Origin of the sequence: Bisbaumannia pacifica (assembly GCF_007989625.1) — a bacterium.
Lineage (GTDB): Bacteria > Pseudomonadota > Gammaproteobacteria > Pseudomonadales > Halomonadaceae > Bisbaumannia > Bisbaumannia pacifica.
Genome location: NZ_BJUK01000022.1, coordinates 37,878 through 54,398 on the forward strand (window position 1 = coordinate 37,878; position 16,521 = coordinate 54,398).

Sequence of the window (16,521 nt, forward strand, 5' to 3'; positions counted from 1 at the left end):
CGGGTCGGCGTGATGGAGGCGGTGCGGCGGGAGAAGCGACCGCCCCGGGCGGGGCGGTCGAGGCATGCGACCTTGGTCGCAGCAGGCATCACGCCTGCCGCGACCCGGTCATCTGGTGTTCAGTCGCGCTCCTTGGGGAAGGCCAGGAAGCTGACGTTGGACATGTGCTGCAGGATACGCACCACCTGGCAGCTGTAGCCGAACTCGTTGTCATACCAGGCGTAGACCACGGCGTTATTGCCGTCGACGATGGTCGCCTTGGCGTCGACGATACCGGCGTGGCGGTTACCGACGAAGTCGGAGGAGACCACCTCGGCGGAGTCGACGTAGTCGATCTGCTTCTGCATCGGTGAATGCAGGGCCATGCGACGCAGGTAGTCGTTGAGAGCCGCGGCATCGGTGGCCTGGTTCAGGCGCAGGTTGAGAATCGCCATGGAGACATTGGGGGTCGGCACGCGAATGGCGTTACCGGTCAGCTTGCCGGCCAGTTCCGGCAGCGCCTTGGCCACCGCCTTGGCGGCGCCAGTCTCGGTGAGCACCATGTTGAGCGGCGCGCTGCGCCCGCGACGATCGCCCTTGTGGTAGTTGTCGATCAGGTTCTGATCGTTGGTGTAGGCGTGCACGGTCTCGACGTGACCATGCTCGACGCCGTAGTGGTCGTTGAGGGCCTTGAGCACCGGCACGATGGCATTGGTGGTACAGGAAGCGGCGGAGACGATGCGGTCATCGGCGGTGATATCGCCGTGGTTGACCCCATACACCACGTTCTTGATATCGCCCTTGCCCGGGGCGGTGAGCAGCGCCTTGGCGGCACCCTTGCAGGCCAGGTGCTGGCTCAGGCCATCCTCGTCACGCCAGATGCCGGTGTTGTCGACCACGATGGCGTTATCGATGCCATAGGCGGTGTAGTCGATCTCGCTGGGCGAGTCGGCGTAGATCACCTTGATGACATTGCCGTTGGCGGTGATGGTGCGAGCCTCTTCATCGACGCTCAGGGTCCCGGAGAAGGGCCCGTGCACGGAGTCACGACGCAGCAGGCTGGCGCGCTTCTCCAGGTCCTTGGCGATATCGCCGCGGCCACGCACCACGATGGCACGCAGGCGCAGCATGTTGCCGCCGCCGGCCTTCTCGATCAGGATGCGCGCCAGCAGGCGACCGATGCGCCCGAAGCCGTAGAGCACCACGTCCTTGGGCTCGCCGGTGCTGCCGTTGCCGCCATGGCCGTCGACGATCTCGGCGAGTTCACGCTTGAGGAAGGCCACCACATCGCTCTCGCCGGAGTGCTTGAAGGCCACCGCCAGCTTGCCGACATCCACGTGGGCCGGGCCCAGGTTAAGGTCGACCATGGCCTTGACCAACGGATAGGTATCCTGGACGCTGAGCTCGGTGCCCTCGACCTTCTTGACGAAGCGATGATCCTTGAGGATGCGAATCACGCTCTGGTTGATCAGCGAGCGCCCGAACAGCGAGGAGACGATGTTGTACTGGCGATAGAGCTTGCCCAGCAGGGGAATCATTTCCTCGGCAAGGGCTTCGTTGCTCTGCCATTCCTCAAAGACGGTGTCGAGCTTTTGCTGAGTCACGGGGGCCTCTCTTGGTTACGGCTAGGGGTCGTCGGCAGCGTCGCCGGGATACCGGCGCGGTGCGAACCTGGCACGCATCACGTGCCATAAACTTTTGTTATTATCCCGGGCCAACGGCGATGCAGCAATTGCTGGATGGTCGCACCCGTTGTAGGTCAATTACAGAAACGGCCCCTTGACTACAAACGCGATATGGGCCTACCTCCTGCGTCCAGGCCGATGACGCGCTACACCGACCGGATTCGACTCGACCCATGTCCCACTTCTCGCCCCTCGCTCCTCCGCACCCCGACGGCACCCGCGACACCCTCTACTGGGGCGCCCCCCAGGGCAGCGCCCAAGCCCTGGCCCTGGCGCGACTGGCCGATGCCGCCCCCCTGCTGGTGGTCACCGCCGATACCGCCGACGCCCAGCGCCTGGAAGAGGAGCTGCGCTTCTTCGCCGAGGTGCCGGTCCTGCCCTTCCCGGACTGGGAGATCCTCCCCTACGATGCCTTCTCGCCCCACCAGGACATCGTCTCGGCGCGACTGCGCACCCTGCGCCGGCTGCAGCAGGTCGAGCGAGGCATCGTGGTGGTGCCGGTCAATACCCTAATGCAGCGCCTGCCCCCCACCGACTATGTGGCGGGGCGAGTGTTGAGCCTGGCGGTGGGCCAGCGCCTCGATCGCGAGGGCTTCCGGGAGACCCTGGCGCGGGCCGGCTACCGGGCGGTGGAGACCGTCTACGAGCCGGGCGAGTATGCCCTGCGCGGCGCCCTGATCGACCTCTTCCCCATGGGCTCCGATCTGCCGCTGCGCATCGACCTCTTCGATGACGAGATCGATAGCCTGCGCCACTTCGACCCGGATACCCAGCGCAGCCAGGACAAGGTCGATGCCGTGGAGCTGCTGCCGGCTCACGAGTACTCCCTGACCCGCGGCGCCATCGCCTGCTTCCGGGAGGGCTTCGAGACCCTCTTCGACGTCGACCCGCGCCAGTGCCCGCTCTATGTGGATGCCCTCAAGGGCATCCCCTCCCCCGGCCTGGAGCAGTACCTGCCGCTGTTCTTCGAGGAAACGGCGAGCCTCTTCGATCATCTGCACGAGGGCACCCGCGTGGCCCTGCTGCCCAGGGTCCATGAGGCCGCGGAGCATCACTGGGCGGCCATCGAGAGTCGCTTCGAAAACCTCGGCGTCGACTCCAGCCGCCCCCTGCTGCCGCCGCATCGCGCCTTTATCCCGGTGGCCGAGCTGTTCGCCGCCATCAAGGCGCGCCCCCGGGTCGCCCTGGTCGAAGACGACGACCACCCCCATGCCCGTCGACCCGCCACCCGCACGCCGCCCACGGTGGCCATCGATAACCGCGCCCAGCGCCCCCTGGCGGCCCTCGAGGCCTTCCTCGACGACGCCGCCGCGGCCCGGGTGCTGCTGGTGGCGGAGTCCCGGGGTCGCCGCGAGGCCCTGGAGGAGCTGCTCGCCCCGCTGCACCTGACGCTGCCCCACCTGGACGGCTGGCCGGCCTTCCTCGCCGCCGAGACCCGCCTGGCGATCACCGAGGGGGGCCTGGCCAGCGGCCTGTGGCTCGACGAGGGCATCGCCGTACTGACCGAGAGCGAGCTGTTCGGCGAGGTGGTACGCCAGAGCCGGCGCCGCGAGAAGGCCACCGATGCGGGGGAGCTGGCGGTACGCCACCTGGCGGAGCTCAAGCCCGGCGCCCCGGTGGTCCATCAGACCCATGGCGTGGGGCGCTACCTGGGGCTCGAGACCCTGGAGGCCGGCGGCCAGGCCGCGGAGTTCCTGGCCCTGGAGTATGCCGACGGCGCCCGGCTCTATGTGCCGGTGGATAGCCTGCACCTGATCGCCCGCTACGCCGGCGCCAGCGACGAGGGCGCCCCGCTGCACCGCCTGGGCTCCGAGCAGTGGGAGAAGGCGCGGCGCAAGGCCGCCGAGAAGATCCGCGACACCGCCGCCGAGCTGCTCGATGTCTATGCCCGCCGCGAGGCCCGGGAAGGCTTCGCCTGCGAACTCCCCGTCGAGGAGTACCAGCGCTTCGCCGCCAGCTTTCCCTTCGAGGAGACCCCGGACCAGCGCGAGGCGATTCAGGCGGTGATCCGCGACATGACCTCGCCCAAGCCCATGGATCGGGTGGTGTGCGGCGACGTGGGCTTCGGCAAGACCGAGGTGGCCATGCGCGCCGCCTTCCTGGCGGTGCATTCCGAACGCCAGGTGGTGGTACTGGTGCCCACCACCCTGCTGGCCCAGCAGCACTACGAGAATTTCCGCGACCGTTTCGCCGATACCGCGGTGCAAGTGGAGTTGATCTCGCGCTTCACCGGCGGCAAGGGACAGGCCGAGACCCTGGAGCGCATCCAGGAGGGCCGTGCCGATATCGTCATCGGCACCCACAAGCTGCTCGGCAAGTCGATGAAACTGCCCAAGATGGGCCTACTGATCATCGACGAGGAGCACCGCTTCGGGGTCGCCCAGAAGGAGCGCCTCAAGAGCCTGCGCGCCGAGGTGGATATCCTCACCCTGACCGCCACGCCGATTCCGCGCACCCTGAACATGGCGATGAGCGGGATCCGCGACCTGTCGATCATCGCCACCCCGCCGGCGCGGCGCCTGTCGGTGAAGACCTTCGTACAGAACCGCAACGAGCCGGTGATCAAGGAGGCGCTGCTGCGGGAGATCCTGCGCGGCGGCCAGGCCTACTTCCTGCACAACGAGGTCAAGACCATCGAGGCCGCCGCCGAGAAAGTCCGCGAGCTGGTCCCGGAGGCGCGGGTGGCGGTGGCCCACGGCCAGCTGCCGGAGCGCTCCCTGGAGCGGGTGATGTCGGACTTCTATCACAAGCGCTTCAATGTGCTGGTCTGTTCCACCATCATCGAGACCGGCATCGACGTACCCAGCGCCAATACCATCATCATCGAGCGCGCCGACAAGTTCGGCCTGGCCCAGCTGCACCAGCTGCGCGGTCGGGTCGGACGCAGCCACCACCAGGCCTACGCCTACCTGCTGACCCCGCCGCCCAAGGCGATGACCCGCGATGCCCTCAAGCGCCTGGAGGCGATCGGCGCCGCCGAGGACCTGGGGGCCGGCTTCACCCTGGCCAGCCATGACATGGAGATCCGCGGCGCCGGCGAACTGCTCGGCGACGAGCAGAGCGGTCAGATGGAGACCATCGGCTATAGTCTCTATATGCAGATGCTCGACCGGGCGGTGAAGGCGATCAAGTCGGGCCAGACACCCAATATCGAGACGCCGCTGGACGACGGGGTGGAGGTCAGCCTCAACCTACCCGCCTTGATCCCCGAGGATTACATGCCGGATGTGCAGCAGCGGCTGATCATGTATAAACGCATCGCCAGCGCCGCGGACGACGCCGAGCTCAAGGAGCTGCAGGTGGAGCTGATCGACCGCTTCGGCCTGCTGCCGGCACCGCTCAAGACCCTGCTGCGCCAGACGCGATTGCGTCAGCGGGCCGAGCGCCTGGGTATTCGCCGCCTGGAGGCGGGCGCGGCGCGTGGCCGGGTGATCTTCGCCGCCACCACCCGGGTCGACCCCATGACCCTGGTGGGGCTGATCCAGAAGGAGCCGCGCCACTATCGCCTGGAGGGCGCCGACACCCTGCGCTTCGAGGCGGCCATGGAGGACGAGGCGTCGCGTTTCGCGGCGCTGGAACGGCTGCTGGAAACCCTGAATCGCAAGACCCAGGCAGCCTAGACGATGATTTCGCGGCGGCCAGGAGGGCCGCCCGGGTAACTTATAGGAAATCGACCATGAAAGTGCTAACCCGGGGCCTGGCCCCGCTTACCCTGGCCCTGCTACCCGCGCTCGCTTGGGCGCAGGAATTGCCCCGCGGCCATTATGCGCTGCCCGAGGAGGGCGACGTGATCGGCGCGGTGCGCACCATCGACGCCGCCGAGGAGGATACCCTGCTGGATATCGCCCGGCGCCATAACCTCGGCTTCGAGGAGATCCGTCGCGCCAATCCCGACGTCAGCCTGTGGTATCCCGGCGAGGGCACCGAGGTGGTGCTGCCTTCCCAGTTCATCCTGCCGGATGCCCCGCGGGAGGGGATCATCATCAACCTCTCGGAGCTGCGCCTCTACTACTTCCCCGCCGAGGATCCAAGCCGCGTGGAGACCTATCCCATCAGCGTGGGGCGCGACGGTTTCGCCACCCCGGTGGGCGTGACCCGCACCACCGTCAAGGTCAAGGACCCGGCCTGGGCACCGCCCCAGTCGATGCGCGAGGAGGCCGCGGCCCGCGGCGAGCCGCCGCCGGCCATCGTGCCCCCGGGGCCCGACAACCCCCTGGGGCGTCATGCCATCCTGCTGGGGCTGCCCAGCTACCTGATTCACGGCACCAACCGTCCCGACGGCGTCGGCATGCGGGTGAGTCGCGGCTGCATCCGCATGTTCCCGGAGGACATCGAGAGCCTCTACGAGCGCGTGCCCAACGGTACCCGGGTCAATATCATCGATCAGCCCTTCAAGGCGGGCTGGGACGGCGACACCCTGATGGTGCAGGCCTACCCGGCCCTGGAGGAGAACGAAGCGAGCTTCGAGCCAGTCCTCAATGCCCTGGAGATATTGAGCCGCGCCTTCGGCGATGAGGAGCCGCCGATCGACTATGCGCAACTGCGTCAGGCGGTGGAGTCCCCCAGCGGTCAGCCAGTGACGGTGCTGCGCGAGGCCGAGGAGGCACCCCGGGCACCGCAAGCGGATCCCGCCCCGGTGGAAGGGATCTATGGGGTCATCGAGGTGGCGTATCGCTGACACCTGCGCCCTGGCGTTGCAGCAGCGACGCCAGGGAGTCGGGCGGGCCCAGCAAGGGCCCGCTTCCCCACTGGTAGCCCAGGCCGCGTAGGCAACTCAATCGCTCCTCGTCATCGAGCTCGGTGACGAGAATCCGCACCCCCAGCATCACCGCCGTGTCACGAATGCCCTTGAGCAGCAGCAGCGCCCGCTGGTCGCCGGGCAGGGTCCGGATCATCTCCCCGGGCAGCCGTAGCACGCTCAGCGGTAGGCGCAGCAGCGCCTGGAGTTCTGGCCCCCGGGCCTCCCCTTCCACGGACAACCCCACGCCCAGCTCGCGCAGGCGCTTGAGGTTCCTCCAGGCCGTCTCGCCCGGCGGCAGGGCAAGGCCATCCAAGCACAGCTCGATACGCCCCGGCGGTACGCCCTGCTCCTCGCAGCGCGCCTCCAACCAGTCACTGAACATCGGCGACTCCAGGTGCTCGGCGGCGAGGGGGAAACACCAGCTCAGCCCCGGTGGCAGGGCCTGCTGGCTCAACTGTCGCAAACCGACGCTGATTAGGTAGCGCTCCAGGCCGAGGATCTGCTGGCTGAGTCGCGCCAGGGGCCGCCAGGTAGTAGGAGTCATCCTCCCCCACCGGGGGTGCTGCCACTCCAGCCGGAAAGTGCCGCCCGCCAGCTGGCGGCTGGAAAGCCGGTAGAGCGGGTTGACCAGAACACGCAACTGCTCCGCCGGCGGCACGGCCCCGCGTCGGAACTCCTCCAGCAGCGCCGCCTGCTGGCTGGGCCGGTCCACGTCCCCGGGACGAAACCAGGCCGGGCGTCGGGCGCCGTCGTCGGGCACCTGATCCGCCGCGTTTCTGGCCGCCAGCAGCAGGGCGCGGGGGCTATCTCCCTCGCTCACCGCCACCCCCAGCCGCGGCAACAGCCACTGACGCTCGCCGCCCAGCTCGATACTGTCCTCCAGGCCGCGTTGCAGGCGCTCCATGAATAGCCGTGCCTGGGGCTCATCGGGGAAGCAACCCATGACCGCGAAGGCTCCCTCATCGAGGCGCGCCAGATAGGCCTGACTGCCCACCAGTTTTCGCAGGCGCTGCGCCATGGCGGGCAGCAGGCGACTCGCCGGCTCGGCTTCCCCCGAGGCCTCGAGGGCCGCCAGGCGGTCGAAACCGATCCAGCAGAGCTGGAAGGGGTAGGCCTGCTGCAGGTAGCGGCTCATGCGCGCCTCGAGGGCCGGCCACTCGGGAAGTCGCGTGCGCTCATCCAGTTGCAACAGGCGCCGACGCTGGCGTCGACGCACCTCCGCCCAACCGGCCAGCAGCAGCAAGAGGAGCGCCAACACGCCGGCACCGACGGCGACCGCTACCAACCAACCGCCGCGCCGCTGACGCTCGGCCTGCGCCTCGTCGAGACCGAAGAGAGTGACATCCTGGCCCCCCGAGCCGGAGCGCTCGGCGTAGTGAAGGCGTGGTGCGGCGGCCGCGGCCGCGGCCACCACCCCATCACCGTCCTGGCTCGAAACGCCGTCGAGGGCATCCAGCAGCTGTGCGGCCACCGCCGTCTCGTCGGCGATAATGCCCCCCAGGCACCCCTCCGGCAGCCAGGCCGGATCCAGGCACCAGAGCCGCCATCCCAGGCGGCGCAGCGCCTCGGCCTGGCGACGTGCCTGGGGCGTCGGCGGCGCAACCAGGAAGCCCTGGTCGCGCCTGACTTCACCGGACGCCAGGCGACGCTCGGACCGGGGCAAGGGGTCGCGGCTCAACCGCTCCCAGCGCAATCGACGCCCGGCGAACTCGGCGGCCTCCGCCAGGTAGGGTGCCAGCCGCGACTCCTGGGCCTCGCCGACGCTCCACAACACCGGCAGCGTGGCCTCGCGGTGCATCACCCATGCCAGGCTGCGGCGCAGCACGGGCGCCAGGTCGATCAAGGCGATTCCTCGCGCGGCGAGCCAGTCGCGCTGATCGCGCCCGAAGATCCCATAGGCCACCAGGTCCCGGCTGCCCAGCGCCTGGGCCTGCTGGCGATAGAAACGCAGGGCCGGTTCGTGCAGCAGCACGATGCGCGATGCCGAGATCGCGAGGGCCAGGGCCTGCTGTCCCGGCAACCCCTGCCCCTGCTGGTGGCGCAGATAGGCCACCTCGGCCCGCTGCCCACGCGCCTCTATCGCCTCGGTCAGCGCCCGTACCAGGGCGGCATCCTGAGGCTGGCCGGGACTGCCCGGAGCGATGATCAAGGTCTCGGGTCGATCGATGGCCAGGGCCGGCGCCCCCCACCCCAAGAGGCACCATAGGCCTAGCAAAAACAGCAGGCGCCCTAATGTCATAGGCGAATACTCGAGGTGGAAGTCAGCTCGGTCAGGTCGTCACTGGGAATCGAGAATCCCAGCAATGACAGCTTAGGCAACGCTAATGCCTCCCCTGTCCCCACGCCCACCCGAAAGCAGACTTCGAGATGATCCCGCCCTCCTGCGCCGCCTCGTGTGTAGTTGAAAAAGCTTTCCCGACCACAGCCGCTCAACCATCCGCTTATCCAGGAGTCATCGACCCGCTGTTGGATCACGCCAGCCAGCGCCGTTTCGATCTCCGACAATGACGACTCGGGATCATCACGATAGACGGCCACGGCCGCCCGGGTCGCTTCTGAGCTCAGCGAGTGGAGGGTTTGCTGCGCGGCAAAAATCACCGAATAACTGACGATGCCATAGAAAATCACCAAAAACAGCGGGAAGAAAATCACAAACTCGATGGCCACGGCACCACTTTGCCTTCTCTCACGGATAAGAGTTGTCATAGCGCTAACTCCGCACCACCGACCTCGACTTCGATAATATGAACCTCGATCTCGGCCACGCCGATACCCAGGCCTTCCAAGAGCGGTTCGATCAAAGGCGACAATACCTCCGATGTCAGACCCGCCAGTATCGTCCCCAGACTACTGGCCAAGTCGAGCAGGTCATCGACCACGAAATCGAGCAGATCATTGACCGCATCGAGGACAGGAGACAGCAGATCGGTGATCCCGCCAATCAGGCAACCGAGGAAACCACTGCAGGATTGTTCTTGCTCGGCGTCCGGCCCTAGGCTGATCGAGACATTCAAGCCAGTGAGTAACGTCTCCAGAAAATCGGCCACGCCATCAAGGCCGGAGGTGAGAGTGGTACTGGCCGAGCCATCGGCCATCCCGGGCCACTCGACGCTGTCGCTGACATACCCCGCCGCCACGGCCCCGCTTGCGGTTCCCTCCTCAGTCTCCACGCTCAACGAGAGCAGCCCCTCGAACCCAGGCAGCAAGCTTAAATCGATAGCGGCGGCGATATCCAGGGGGGAAGTCATCGCGCCTACCTCAAGGCGATACCCTTTATCGATCAGACGTTCTACTCGCTCTATTCCAGCGACACCATTGGCCCCACTCAGGTCGAGATCGAGTGACAAACGGGCCAGTCCGATCAGATCGAGCGCCAAGGCCAAATCCAGCTCCAGTTGCGCCGGCGTGGCCTGGGTCTGCCAGTAGCGGCCATCGGCATCGGCGATCGAGCATGGCGGTAAATGCCCATCGATACAGCCCGGCGGCCCGATGGCAATCTGAGGAGGTTGAATAATGTCCAGAGCGATGTCCGCCACGACCACTCTACCAAGGCTGACCTCGAGATCAGGAATCGAGACCGCACTGTCTCGGTTGGCGAGGAAAATGGCCGAATTGAGCAGATCGCCCACGGAAATCAGGGCCCCCAGCGCGTTGGCTCGCTCCCCCTCCGGCGTGTTGACCGCGAGAATCTCACCCAACCGAATGTCCCCCAGGCTGACCAGGGTCAAGGCCTCTAACGCCTCGCGACTGCTCGCCGTCAACACCTGCCCGCCGGCAGCCCCCGCCTCCAGTGCGGAAATCGCCAGGCTCGCCAAGCCATCATTCCCCCCAATCCCAATGGGCAAGTCGAGAAGCTCGTCCATTGTCCCCACATTCGCAGAGGCCTGGATAAGATCCAAGAGGCTAACTCCAAGGTTGGCCAGGCCGGTAAAGCTGACCGCCGAGATATCGACGTCGCTCCCCAGCAAGCCTTGCAAGACCGGCCCTAACAAGGGAGAACCACTAAGGTCGGCGGTTAGCAGGGAGGTTCCCGCCGAGAACGCCACCACGCCAGATTGCTGAGCTACGGCCTCGGCTTCAAGCCATACATATGACTCGACCTCGGTACCAGGCATTAAGGCCGCCAAATTAGCCACCAGGCTAGCGGGCACTCTATGCCTCGCCAAAACCTGCACGGCTGGGCCACGTCCATCATCCGAGAAGTGATTCACGCCATTAAGGATCTCGATCTTCCCCTGAGCAGTTTCGATCTCGCGCTCCCCTGGGGCAACAGAGAAATCATTGAGAGCGGCACTCTCTTCGGCGAGGTTCTGGAGCTCGGCCGATGCAGTGCCATCCATCAGGTTTGCCCCAGCCACGGTATCCAGAGCCGCCATATCCACTACACGCTGCAGATTCTGCTTCTGCATATAGAGGCGCCCGGTATCCAGGGCCACCACGATGCAGGCAACGAGAAGCACCATGACCAGAGCGGCCATCAGGCCAATGGCCCCTCGCTGGCGGCGGGGGCACGCTTCCCAGCGATCAGTAGCCATGCTCGCTCTCCCTACTCGCCGGAGAAGTCGGTGTCGATATAGCGCTCGGGAATCGGGTGGCCAAAGCTCTCCAGGTAGCGCCGGTAGATGCGCGCCTGCACCTCGCCGGAGACATGCTGACGATGAGGCGAGGCCGCTTGACCGTGGCGCTGCAGGGCCAGCAGCTCCCGCACGGAGTGACTCCCGGCGGTGACCCGCGGCGCCGTTTCACTGTTGTGGATGGTGGCCCCGGCCTGCGACGAGGCCGTAACCCCCTGGGCCAGTGCCGAGCCACTCAGGCCCGTGCCAAGCACCAGCAGGCAGGAAGCGGTGATCTGAGTGAATCCTTTCATATGACTACCCCCTTGCGGGCTCCGGTATCGATCCGTTAGTTGTTGGTTTCCAGCCGACGCAGCTGCGCCAGGAGGGTGTCATCTACCCCATAGCGACGCGCCATGCGCTCGGCCTCGCCCTGGCGTCCCTCCTGCATCAGACTAAGCACCAGATTGGAGGCCGCGTTACGCTGCCCCTCGTCGAGCTCCAGGGCCGTCAGGAACTGCTGGCGAGCCTCGCGATGATCCTGCCCCAGCAGCAGCAGATAACCGAGGTCGTTGCGGATCCGGGCATCCGCGGGACGCCGATCCCGGGCCGACTGCATCAACACCAGGGCCTCGTCGAGGGCGCCGCGGTGTGCCGCATTGAGGGCCAGTCCGCGGTAGGCATCGGCCGCCAGGCAGGTGTCGCGGAGCTCCAGGTAGACTCGGTCCGCCAGGGCACGCCGATCGATCCGCCGCAGGGCCTCGGCCCGCAGCAGCTTAGCCTGCGGATAGTCGAAGCCGAAGGTATCCAGGTAGGCCAGGGCGGCCCGGGGACGGTCGTCATCGAGCTGCTGGCCGATCATCGCCAGCTGCACGCCCACCTCGCCGTCATAGCGCTCGCCGCAGGCCCCGCGGGCCTGTCGATCCGCCTCCTCCGGCGCCAGGGCCCCGGACACCAGGGTCGTGGTAGTGGTGCATCCGCCGAGCAGGCCCACCAGGGCCAGGAGCGAGAGCGTGGTGCGCCAGCGTCGCGGCAACATCTCAGTTCCCCAGGGCATCGAAGAGCCCTCCCAGATTGATCACCGCCGGCCCGGCCAACACGATCAGCAGGGCCGGAAAGAGAAACAGCATCATCACCAGCGACATCTTCCCGGACATCTTGGTCACCATTTCCTGAATACGGGTACGACGGCGGTCTCGAATCAGGTCACTCAGGGTCACCAGCGACTGTCGCGCCCCGCCCCCGGACGCGGATACCTGAGCCAGCAGCTTGAGCAGGTCCTGAAGCCCCTCGCAGCGCTGTATCTCGGCCAGCCCCTCCAGGACCTCTTCCCGAGCCTGGCCGGCCTCGATACGGTGTAGTGCCAGGCGCAGCTCGCGTACCGACTCCGGGGCCACCGGCGCCAGGTTGATGATCAAGCTGCGCAGCACCCCCTCCAGGGTCATGCCGGCATCCCAGAGCATCCGCGTGACCTGCACCACCATTTCCACCTCCTCGTCCAGGCGAGCGGTGCGCCGGGCGCGGCATCTTTTGATCCACCACCAGCCCAACACGCCGACCAAGAGCCCGAAGGCCAGGCCACCCAGTATGGCGCGGGGCCAGGCCTGTCCCTGCTGCCAACCGAAGAGGATCCCGCAGGCCACCGCGCCGAGGGCCACCAGCAGCACCGACCCGACCACCTGCACCTGGGCCCGGGTACCGATAAAGCCCGCCTGTCGCAGCAGCAATGCCAGCTCGGCCAGCCAGGGACGACGGCTGGCCTGACGGCGCCACAGGCTACGCCCGCCGCCCAGCAGGCGCGACTCCAGATAGGCATGATGGCGCTGCATGGCGGCTTGTCCCGACTCACCCGGGACCAGCTCGAGCTCTGGCGACTGGCCCGGCCAGCTACCCTGATCGGCCGGGACGCGGACGCGCTGCATCGCCTCACGGCGACCCGCCAGCCAGCAGGCCCAGGCCGCCAGCAGCAACGAAAAGGCCCCTAATATCAGCAATATCGCCATTGACTCTCATCCCTGCTTGCGAAGTGACGACGAAGCCCATGCCTGGCAATTCTCGGGGCTCGCCGAACGCCATCCGGACGACGCCGTTATCCCTGCCTAAACGGAGCGCAGCATCCGCCAGAGGGCAAAGCATCCCCCCAGTTCCAGCCCCAGGGCCACCCAGAGGGCCAGCTTGCCGCTCGGGCTCTCCAGCATGGGGGCCAGAAACTCCGGATTATTGATAACCATAAAGCCCGCCAGGGCCAGCGGCATCCCGGCCAGCACCACCGCCGTTACCCGGGTCTCTCCGGTCAGGGCCTTGAGCTCGCGGCGGCCGCGCTCCTGCTGACGCAGCAGCTCCACGAAGCTGCCGAGAATCTCCTTGAGGCTGCCGCCATGCACCTGATTGACCTCCACCGCCGCGGCGAGCAGGTCGAACTCATGGATCTTCAGCAGTTGTGCCTCGCGCCGCAGGCCTTCGTGGAGCTCCATGCCGAGCTCCCGGCGTATGGCGATACGGCTCAGGGCATCACGCAGCGGCAAGGGCACGCGCTCCACATTGCGGCGAAAGGCGATCTCCAGGGTGGCGCCTACGCCGATCTCGCGCACCACCTGCTCCATGAAGTTGGGCAACTGATCACGAATCTTCTGGCGCAGGTGCTGGGCGCGCAGGCCGAGCCCGACGTTGATCGCCACCAGGCCACCCAGCACCAACAGCGCTCCCAGGCGGTTGCCGAACATCAGCAGGGTGCCGAGTATCATGACCAGCAGCAGCCCGCCGAGCAGGAGCAAGCCCCGCCCTCCCAGATGAATACCCGCCGCGAGCAGATAGTCCAACACCACCTCCTGAAGCGAGTCGCGGGGTAAACGCTTACGATGGGCGGTCAGGGTATCGCCACCCAGGGCCCGTTCACTCTGGTGTTGGGCGCTCTTCCATAGCAGCCCGGCGGCCACCAACAATAGCGCCAGGGTAACCAGCCATAGCTGCCAGGGAGTCATGCCGGCTCCTCGATACGCTTGCGCCAGTCGATCTCCCTGCCCAGTTGGCGATCCTCGCGGTGATAGAGTCGCTTGAGCAGCACCTGTCCCGCCTTGAGTCCCTGCACCTGCTGCACTTCCACCACATGACGATGCCCATCGGCATCACGGGTGATATGGATCACCAGGTCCAGGGCCGTAGCGATGATCTGATTGACCAGGCCATCGGTGCCCTCGAAGCCCGCCAGGCGCACCATCATCTGCAGACGCACCAGGGCGTCCCGGGCGGAGTTGGCGTGCACCGTGCTCATGGAGCCCAGGTGACCGGTATTCATGGCCTGCAGCATGTCCAGGGCCTCGTCGCCGCGGCTCTCCCCCAGGATCACCCGGTCGGGCCGCATGCGCAGGGCATTCTTGACCAACTGCCGGGCGCCAACCTCGCCCTCCCCTTCGCTATTGGGGGCCCGGGTCTCGAGGCGTACCACATGGCTATTGCCCAGTTGAAGCTCGGCGGCATCCTCGATGGTCACCACCCGCTCCTGAGGGGGAATCTCGCGACTGAGGATATTCAGCAGGGTGGTCTTGCCGGAGCCGGTGGCCCCGCTGATCAGGATATTTCGCCGCTCACCCACGGCCTGTTGCAACAGCCGCATCAGGGGTGCGGTCAGGGCATCGCTTTCGATCAGGTCCTCCGCCGTCAGGGCCTCGCACCGGAACTTGCGGATCGACACACAGGGCCCATCGAGGGCCAGAGGCGGAATGATCACATTGACCCGGGAGCCATCCGGCAGGCGGGCATCCACCATGGGGCTCGACTCGTCCAGGCGGCGCCCCAGGGGAGCCAGCATGCGCCGCACCACCCGCAGGATATGGGCGTCGTTGAGGAAGCGCTCCGGCACCCGGCTGAGGATGCCGTCGCGCTCGACGAAGATTCGCCGCGGCCCGTTGATCAGGATATCGGAGATGCTATCGTCGCGAAGCAGCGGCTGCAGCGGACCGAAGCCGGTGAGCTCGTGCAGCACCTCACGCGTCAGCGGCTCCAGGGCCTGGGGCAGCAGGGCCAGGTGGCGGGCATCCAGGTACTCGCGAACCAAACCCTCGACCCGCATCAGCATCACCGTGGGATCATCGTCCAGCAGGCCATTCTCGTCCTCGAGACGCTCGATCACCGCCCGATGCAGGTCATTCTTCAGGGCCGGATCGTCCGCATCCACCAGGGTTCGCTTGGCCTCACCGCGCCCGCGCTGGAATTGTTTCAAGGGCATCGCGGCACCTCCTTAGCGTGAGAAGCCGACCTCACCCAGGCGCTCGATGGCACGGGCATCCTGGGGATCGAAGAGCAGCTCGAGGAAGGTCGGGTCGTAGCGACGCAGGGTATCCCCCGGCAGCTCGTCGAAGGTGGTGCCCGCCGCCATGGGGGACACCAGGTGCGGAGTGACGATCATGATCAGCTCCTTCTCGTCACGCTCGAAGCGGGTCGAGCGGAAGAAGGCCCCCAGTACCGGCAGGTCGCCGAGCCCGGGAATCTTGTCGACATTCTGCAGGGTATTGTTGCTGACCAAGCCGCTGATGATAAAGCTCTCGCCATTGCCGAGCTGAATGGTGGTATCGGTACGCCGCACGTTGAGGGCCGGCACCTGGACACCTCCCGACTGGATGCTGCGGGTAAAGTCGAGCTCGCTGACCTCGGGGGCCACCTTGAGCATGATGCGGTTCTCGTCGAGCACCGTGGGGGTCAGTTGCAGGCGGATCCCGAACTCCTTGAACTCCACGGTAATTTCGCCGTCACTGCTGCGTGCCGGGAAAGGAAACTCACCGCCGGCCAGGAAGGTGGCGCTCTGCCCGGAGAGGGTCACCAGGCTGGGTTCGGCCAGGGTATAGGCGAAGCCATTGTTGCGCAGGGCGCTGATGGCTCCCAGATAACCGCGGCTGGCGTTGCCGCCGATAATCGAGAATCCCTCAGAGAGCGGTGGCACCAGGCTGCCGTCATTGAGGAAGGCGGCACCACTGCCGGTGTTGCCGACGGCAAACTGGGTGTTTCCCCCGTTGTCACGCCCCAGGAAGAAGCCCACGGACTCCAGGCGGCGGCGGTTAACTTCGATCACCCGGATATCCGCCTGCACCTGCAAGGGGCCCACCTGGCGACTGGCATCCACCAGCGGCTGATCCTCGAAGCGTTGTCGTGCCTGGTCGTGGCGCTCCAGAGACGCCGTGTCGCCGATCATCCGCGGCACCCCGGAGGCCTGGCTAAGCCGATACTCCCCCTCCAGGCCCAGGGAGCCGCTGGGCGCCACCTCGAGTCGATAGAGGCGCGGCTCCCCCGCTCCCTCGAACCAAACCCGCAGCGAGGTGGCACCCACGCCAAGCCCGGTAATCAGTAGCTCGCTGTCACTGACCAACTGCGCATTGGCGATCTCGCCCGAGCCGATGGCGGTACGCTCGACCGCTCGAGGCAAACGCAGGCGCTGCTGATCGCCGACTATCACGTCGATAATGCGATCGCTGGGCGGGGTGATATCGGCCTGAACGAGCGGGGCAGCCCCCAGGGTCAGCACCAGGAAAACCAGACGGATGAGCCACCGAGATGCCGTCGATCTAGCCAT

12 protein-coding genes are annotated in these 16,521 nt (G+C 66.6%); 2 read left to right on the plus strand and 10 right to left on the minus strand.

Translation table 11 applies throughout. The annotated features are described in order from the left end of the window. Positions 1-119: 119 nt before the first annotated feature. On the minus strand, positions 120-1,583 hold the full coding sequence (locus HPA02_RS10660) for a glyceraldehyde-3-phosphate dehydrogenase (RefSeq protein ID WP_146803175.1): 1,464 nt from the start codon (positions 1,581-1,583) through the stop codon (positions 120-122). A 254-nt stretch (positions 1,584-1,837) separates the two neighbouring features. Here HPA02_RS10660 and mfd point away from each other — a divergent pair, with 254 nt between their 5' ends. Then, the gene (gene mfd, locus HPA02_RS10665) at positions 1,838-5,284 is read left to right on the plus strand and encodes a transcription-repair coupling factor (RefSeq protein WP_146803176.1); all 3,447 of its coding nucleotides are present in this window, start codon (positions 1,838-1,840) and stop codon (positions 5,282-5,284) included. Between the two features lie 56 nt (positions 5,285-5,340). Further along, positions 5,341-6,342 (plus strand): L,D-transpeptidase family protein, encoded by a 1,002-nt coding sequence (locus HPA02_RS10670; RefSeq protein WP_146803177.1) that lies wholly within the window; start codon positions 5,341-5,343, stop codon positions 6,340-6,342. On the opposite strand, the gene HPA02_RS10675 is transcribed toward HPA02_RS10670, so the two are convergent. From HPA02_RS10675 to HPA02_RS10715, 9 genes are all read right to left on the minus strand, one after another. Continuing rightward, entirely contained in the window at positions 6,320-8,644 is a 2,325-nt protein-coding gene (locus HPA02_RS10675) for an EAL domain-containing protein (protein ID WP_146803178.1), read from the minus strand. The two genes, HPA02_RS10670 and HPA02_RS10675, sit on opposite strands and share 23 nt — an antisense overlap. Continuing rightward, positions 8,641-9,111, minus strand: coding sequence for a TadE/TadG family type IV pilus assembly protein (locus HPA02_RS10680; protein ID WP_146803179.1), 471 nt, complete (start codon positions 9,109-9,111; stop codon positions 8,641-8,643). Before HPA02_RS10680 ends, HPA02_RS10675 begins: the two co-directional genes overlap by 4 nt. Next, positions 9,108-10,940 carry a pilus assembly protein TadG-related protein gene (locus tag HPA02_RS10685; RefSeq protein WP_146803180.1) on the minus strand — a complete coding sequence of 611 codons (1,833 nt, stop codon included), beginning with the start codon at positions 10,938-10,940 and terminating at the stop codon, positions 9,108-9,110. Before HPA02_RS10685 ends, HPA02_RS10680 begins: the two co-directional genes overlap by 4 nt. Before the next feature lie 11 nt (positions 10,941-10,951). After that, complete coding sequence (locus HPA02_RS10690; protein ID WP_146803181.1) at positions 10,952-11,272, minus strand: DUF3613 domain-containing protein; 321 nt, start codon at positions 11,270-11,272, stop codon at positions 10,952-10,954. A gap of 35 nt (positions 11,273-11,307) precedes the next feature. Then, positions 11,308-12,015, minus strand: a complete 708-nt coding sequence (locus tag HPA02_RS10695; protein ID WP_146803182.1) for a tetratricopeptide repeat protein — start codon at positions 12,013-12,015, stop codon at positions 11,308-11,310. Further along, positions 11,999-12,961 carry a type II secretion system F family protein gene (locus HPA02_RS10700; protein WP_146803183.1) on the minus strand — a complete coding sequence of 321 codons (963 nt, stop codon included), beginning with the start codon at positions 12,959-12,961 and terminating at the stop codon, positions 11,999-12,001. Before HPA02_RS10700 ends, HPA02_RS10695 begins: the two co-directional genes overlap by 17 nt. Before the next feature lie 96 nt (positions 12,962-13,057). Then, complete coding sequence (locus tag HPA02_RS10705) at positions 13,058-13,939, minus strand: type II secretion system F family protein (RefSeq protein WP_146803184.1); 882 nt, start codon at positions 13,937-13,939, stop codon at positions 13,058-13,060. Next, positions 13,936-15,183 (minus strand): TadA family conjugal transfer-associated ATPase, encoded by a 1,248-nt coding sequence (locus HPA02_RS10710; RefSeq protein ID WP_146803185.1) that lies wholly within the window; start codon positions 15,181-15,183, stop codon positions 13,936-13,938. Before HPA02_RS10710 ends, HPA02_RS10705 begins: the two co-directional genes overlap by 4 nt. A gap of 12 nt (positions 15,184-15,195) precedes the next feature. Continuing rightward, positions 15,196-16,521: a type II and III secretion system protein family protein gene (locus HPA02_RS10715; protein ID WP_146803186.1), complete on the minus strand. Its 1,326-nt coding sequence runs from the start codon at positions 16,519-16,521 to the stop codon at positions 15,196-15,198.

Bases quoted from the DNA above. Each gene is read 5' to 3' on its own strand.
- HPA02_RS10705 (WP_146803184.1), bottom strand. From the start codon at position 13,939: ATGACTCCCTGGCAGCTATGGCTGGTTACCCTGGCGCTATTGTTGGTG.
- HPA02_RS10675 (WP_146803178.1), bottom strand. From the start codon at position 8,644: ATGACATTAGGGCGCCTGCTGTTTTTGCTAGGCCTATGGTGCCTCTTG.
- HPA02_RS10680 (WP_146803179.1), bottom strand. From the start codon at position 9,111: ATGACAACTCTTATCCGTGAGAGAAGGCAAAGTGGTGCCGTGGCCATC.
- HPA02_RS10670 (WP_146803177.1), top strand. From the start codon at position 5,341: ATGAAAGTGCTAACCCGGGGCCTGGCCCCGCTTACCCTGGCCCTGCTA.
- HPA02_RS10695 (WP_146803182.1), bottom strand. From the start codon at position 12,015: ATGCCCTGGGGAACTGAGATGTTGCCGCGACGCTGGCGCACCACGCTC.
- HPA02_RS10700 (WP_146803183.1), bottom strand. From the start codon at position 12,961: ATGGCGATATTGCTGATATTAGGGGCCTTTTCGTTGCTGCTGGCGGCC.
- HPA02_RS10710 (WP_146803185.1), bottom strand. From the start codon at position 15,183: ATGCCCTTGAAACAATTCCAGCGCGGGCGCGGTGAGGCCAAGCGAACC.
- HPA02_RS10685 (WP_146803180.1), bottom strand. From the start codon at position 10,940: ATGGCTACTGATCGCTGGGAAGCGTGCCCCCGCCGCCAGCGAGGGGCC.
- HPA02_RS10715 (WP_146803186.1), bottom strand. From the start codon at position 16,521: ATGGCTAGATCGACGGCATCTCGGTGGCTCATCCGTCTGGTTTTCCTG.
- mfd (WP_146803176.1), top strand. From the start codon at position 1,838: ATGTCCCACTTCTCGCCCCTCGCTCCTCCGCACCCCGACGGCACCCGC.
- HPA02_RS10690 (WP_146803181.1), bottom strand. From the start codon at position 11,272: ATGAAAGGATTCACTCAGATCACCGCTTCCTGCCTGCTGGTGCTTGGC.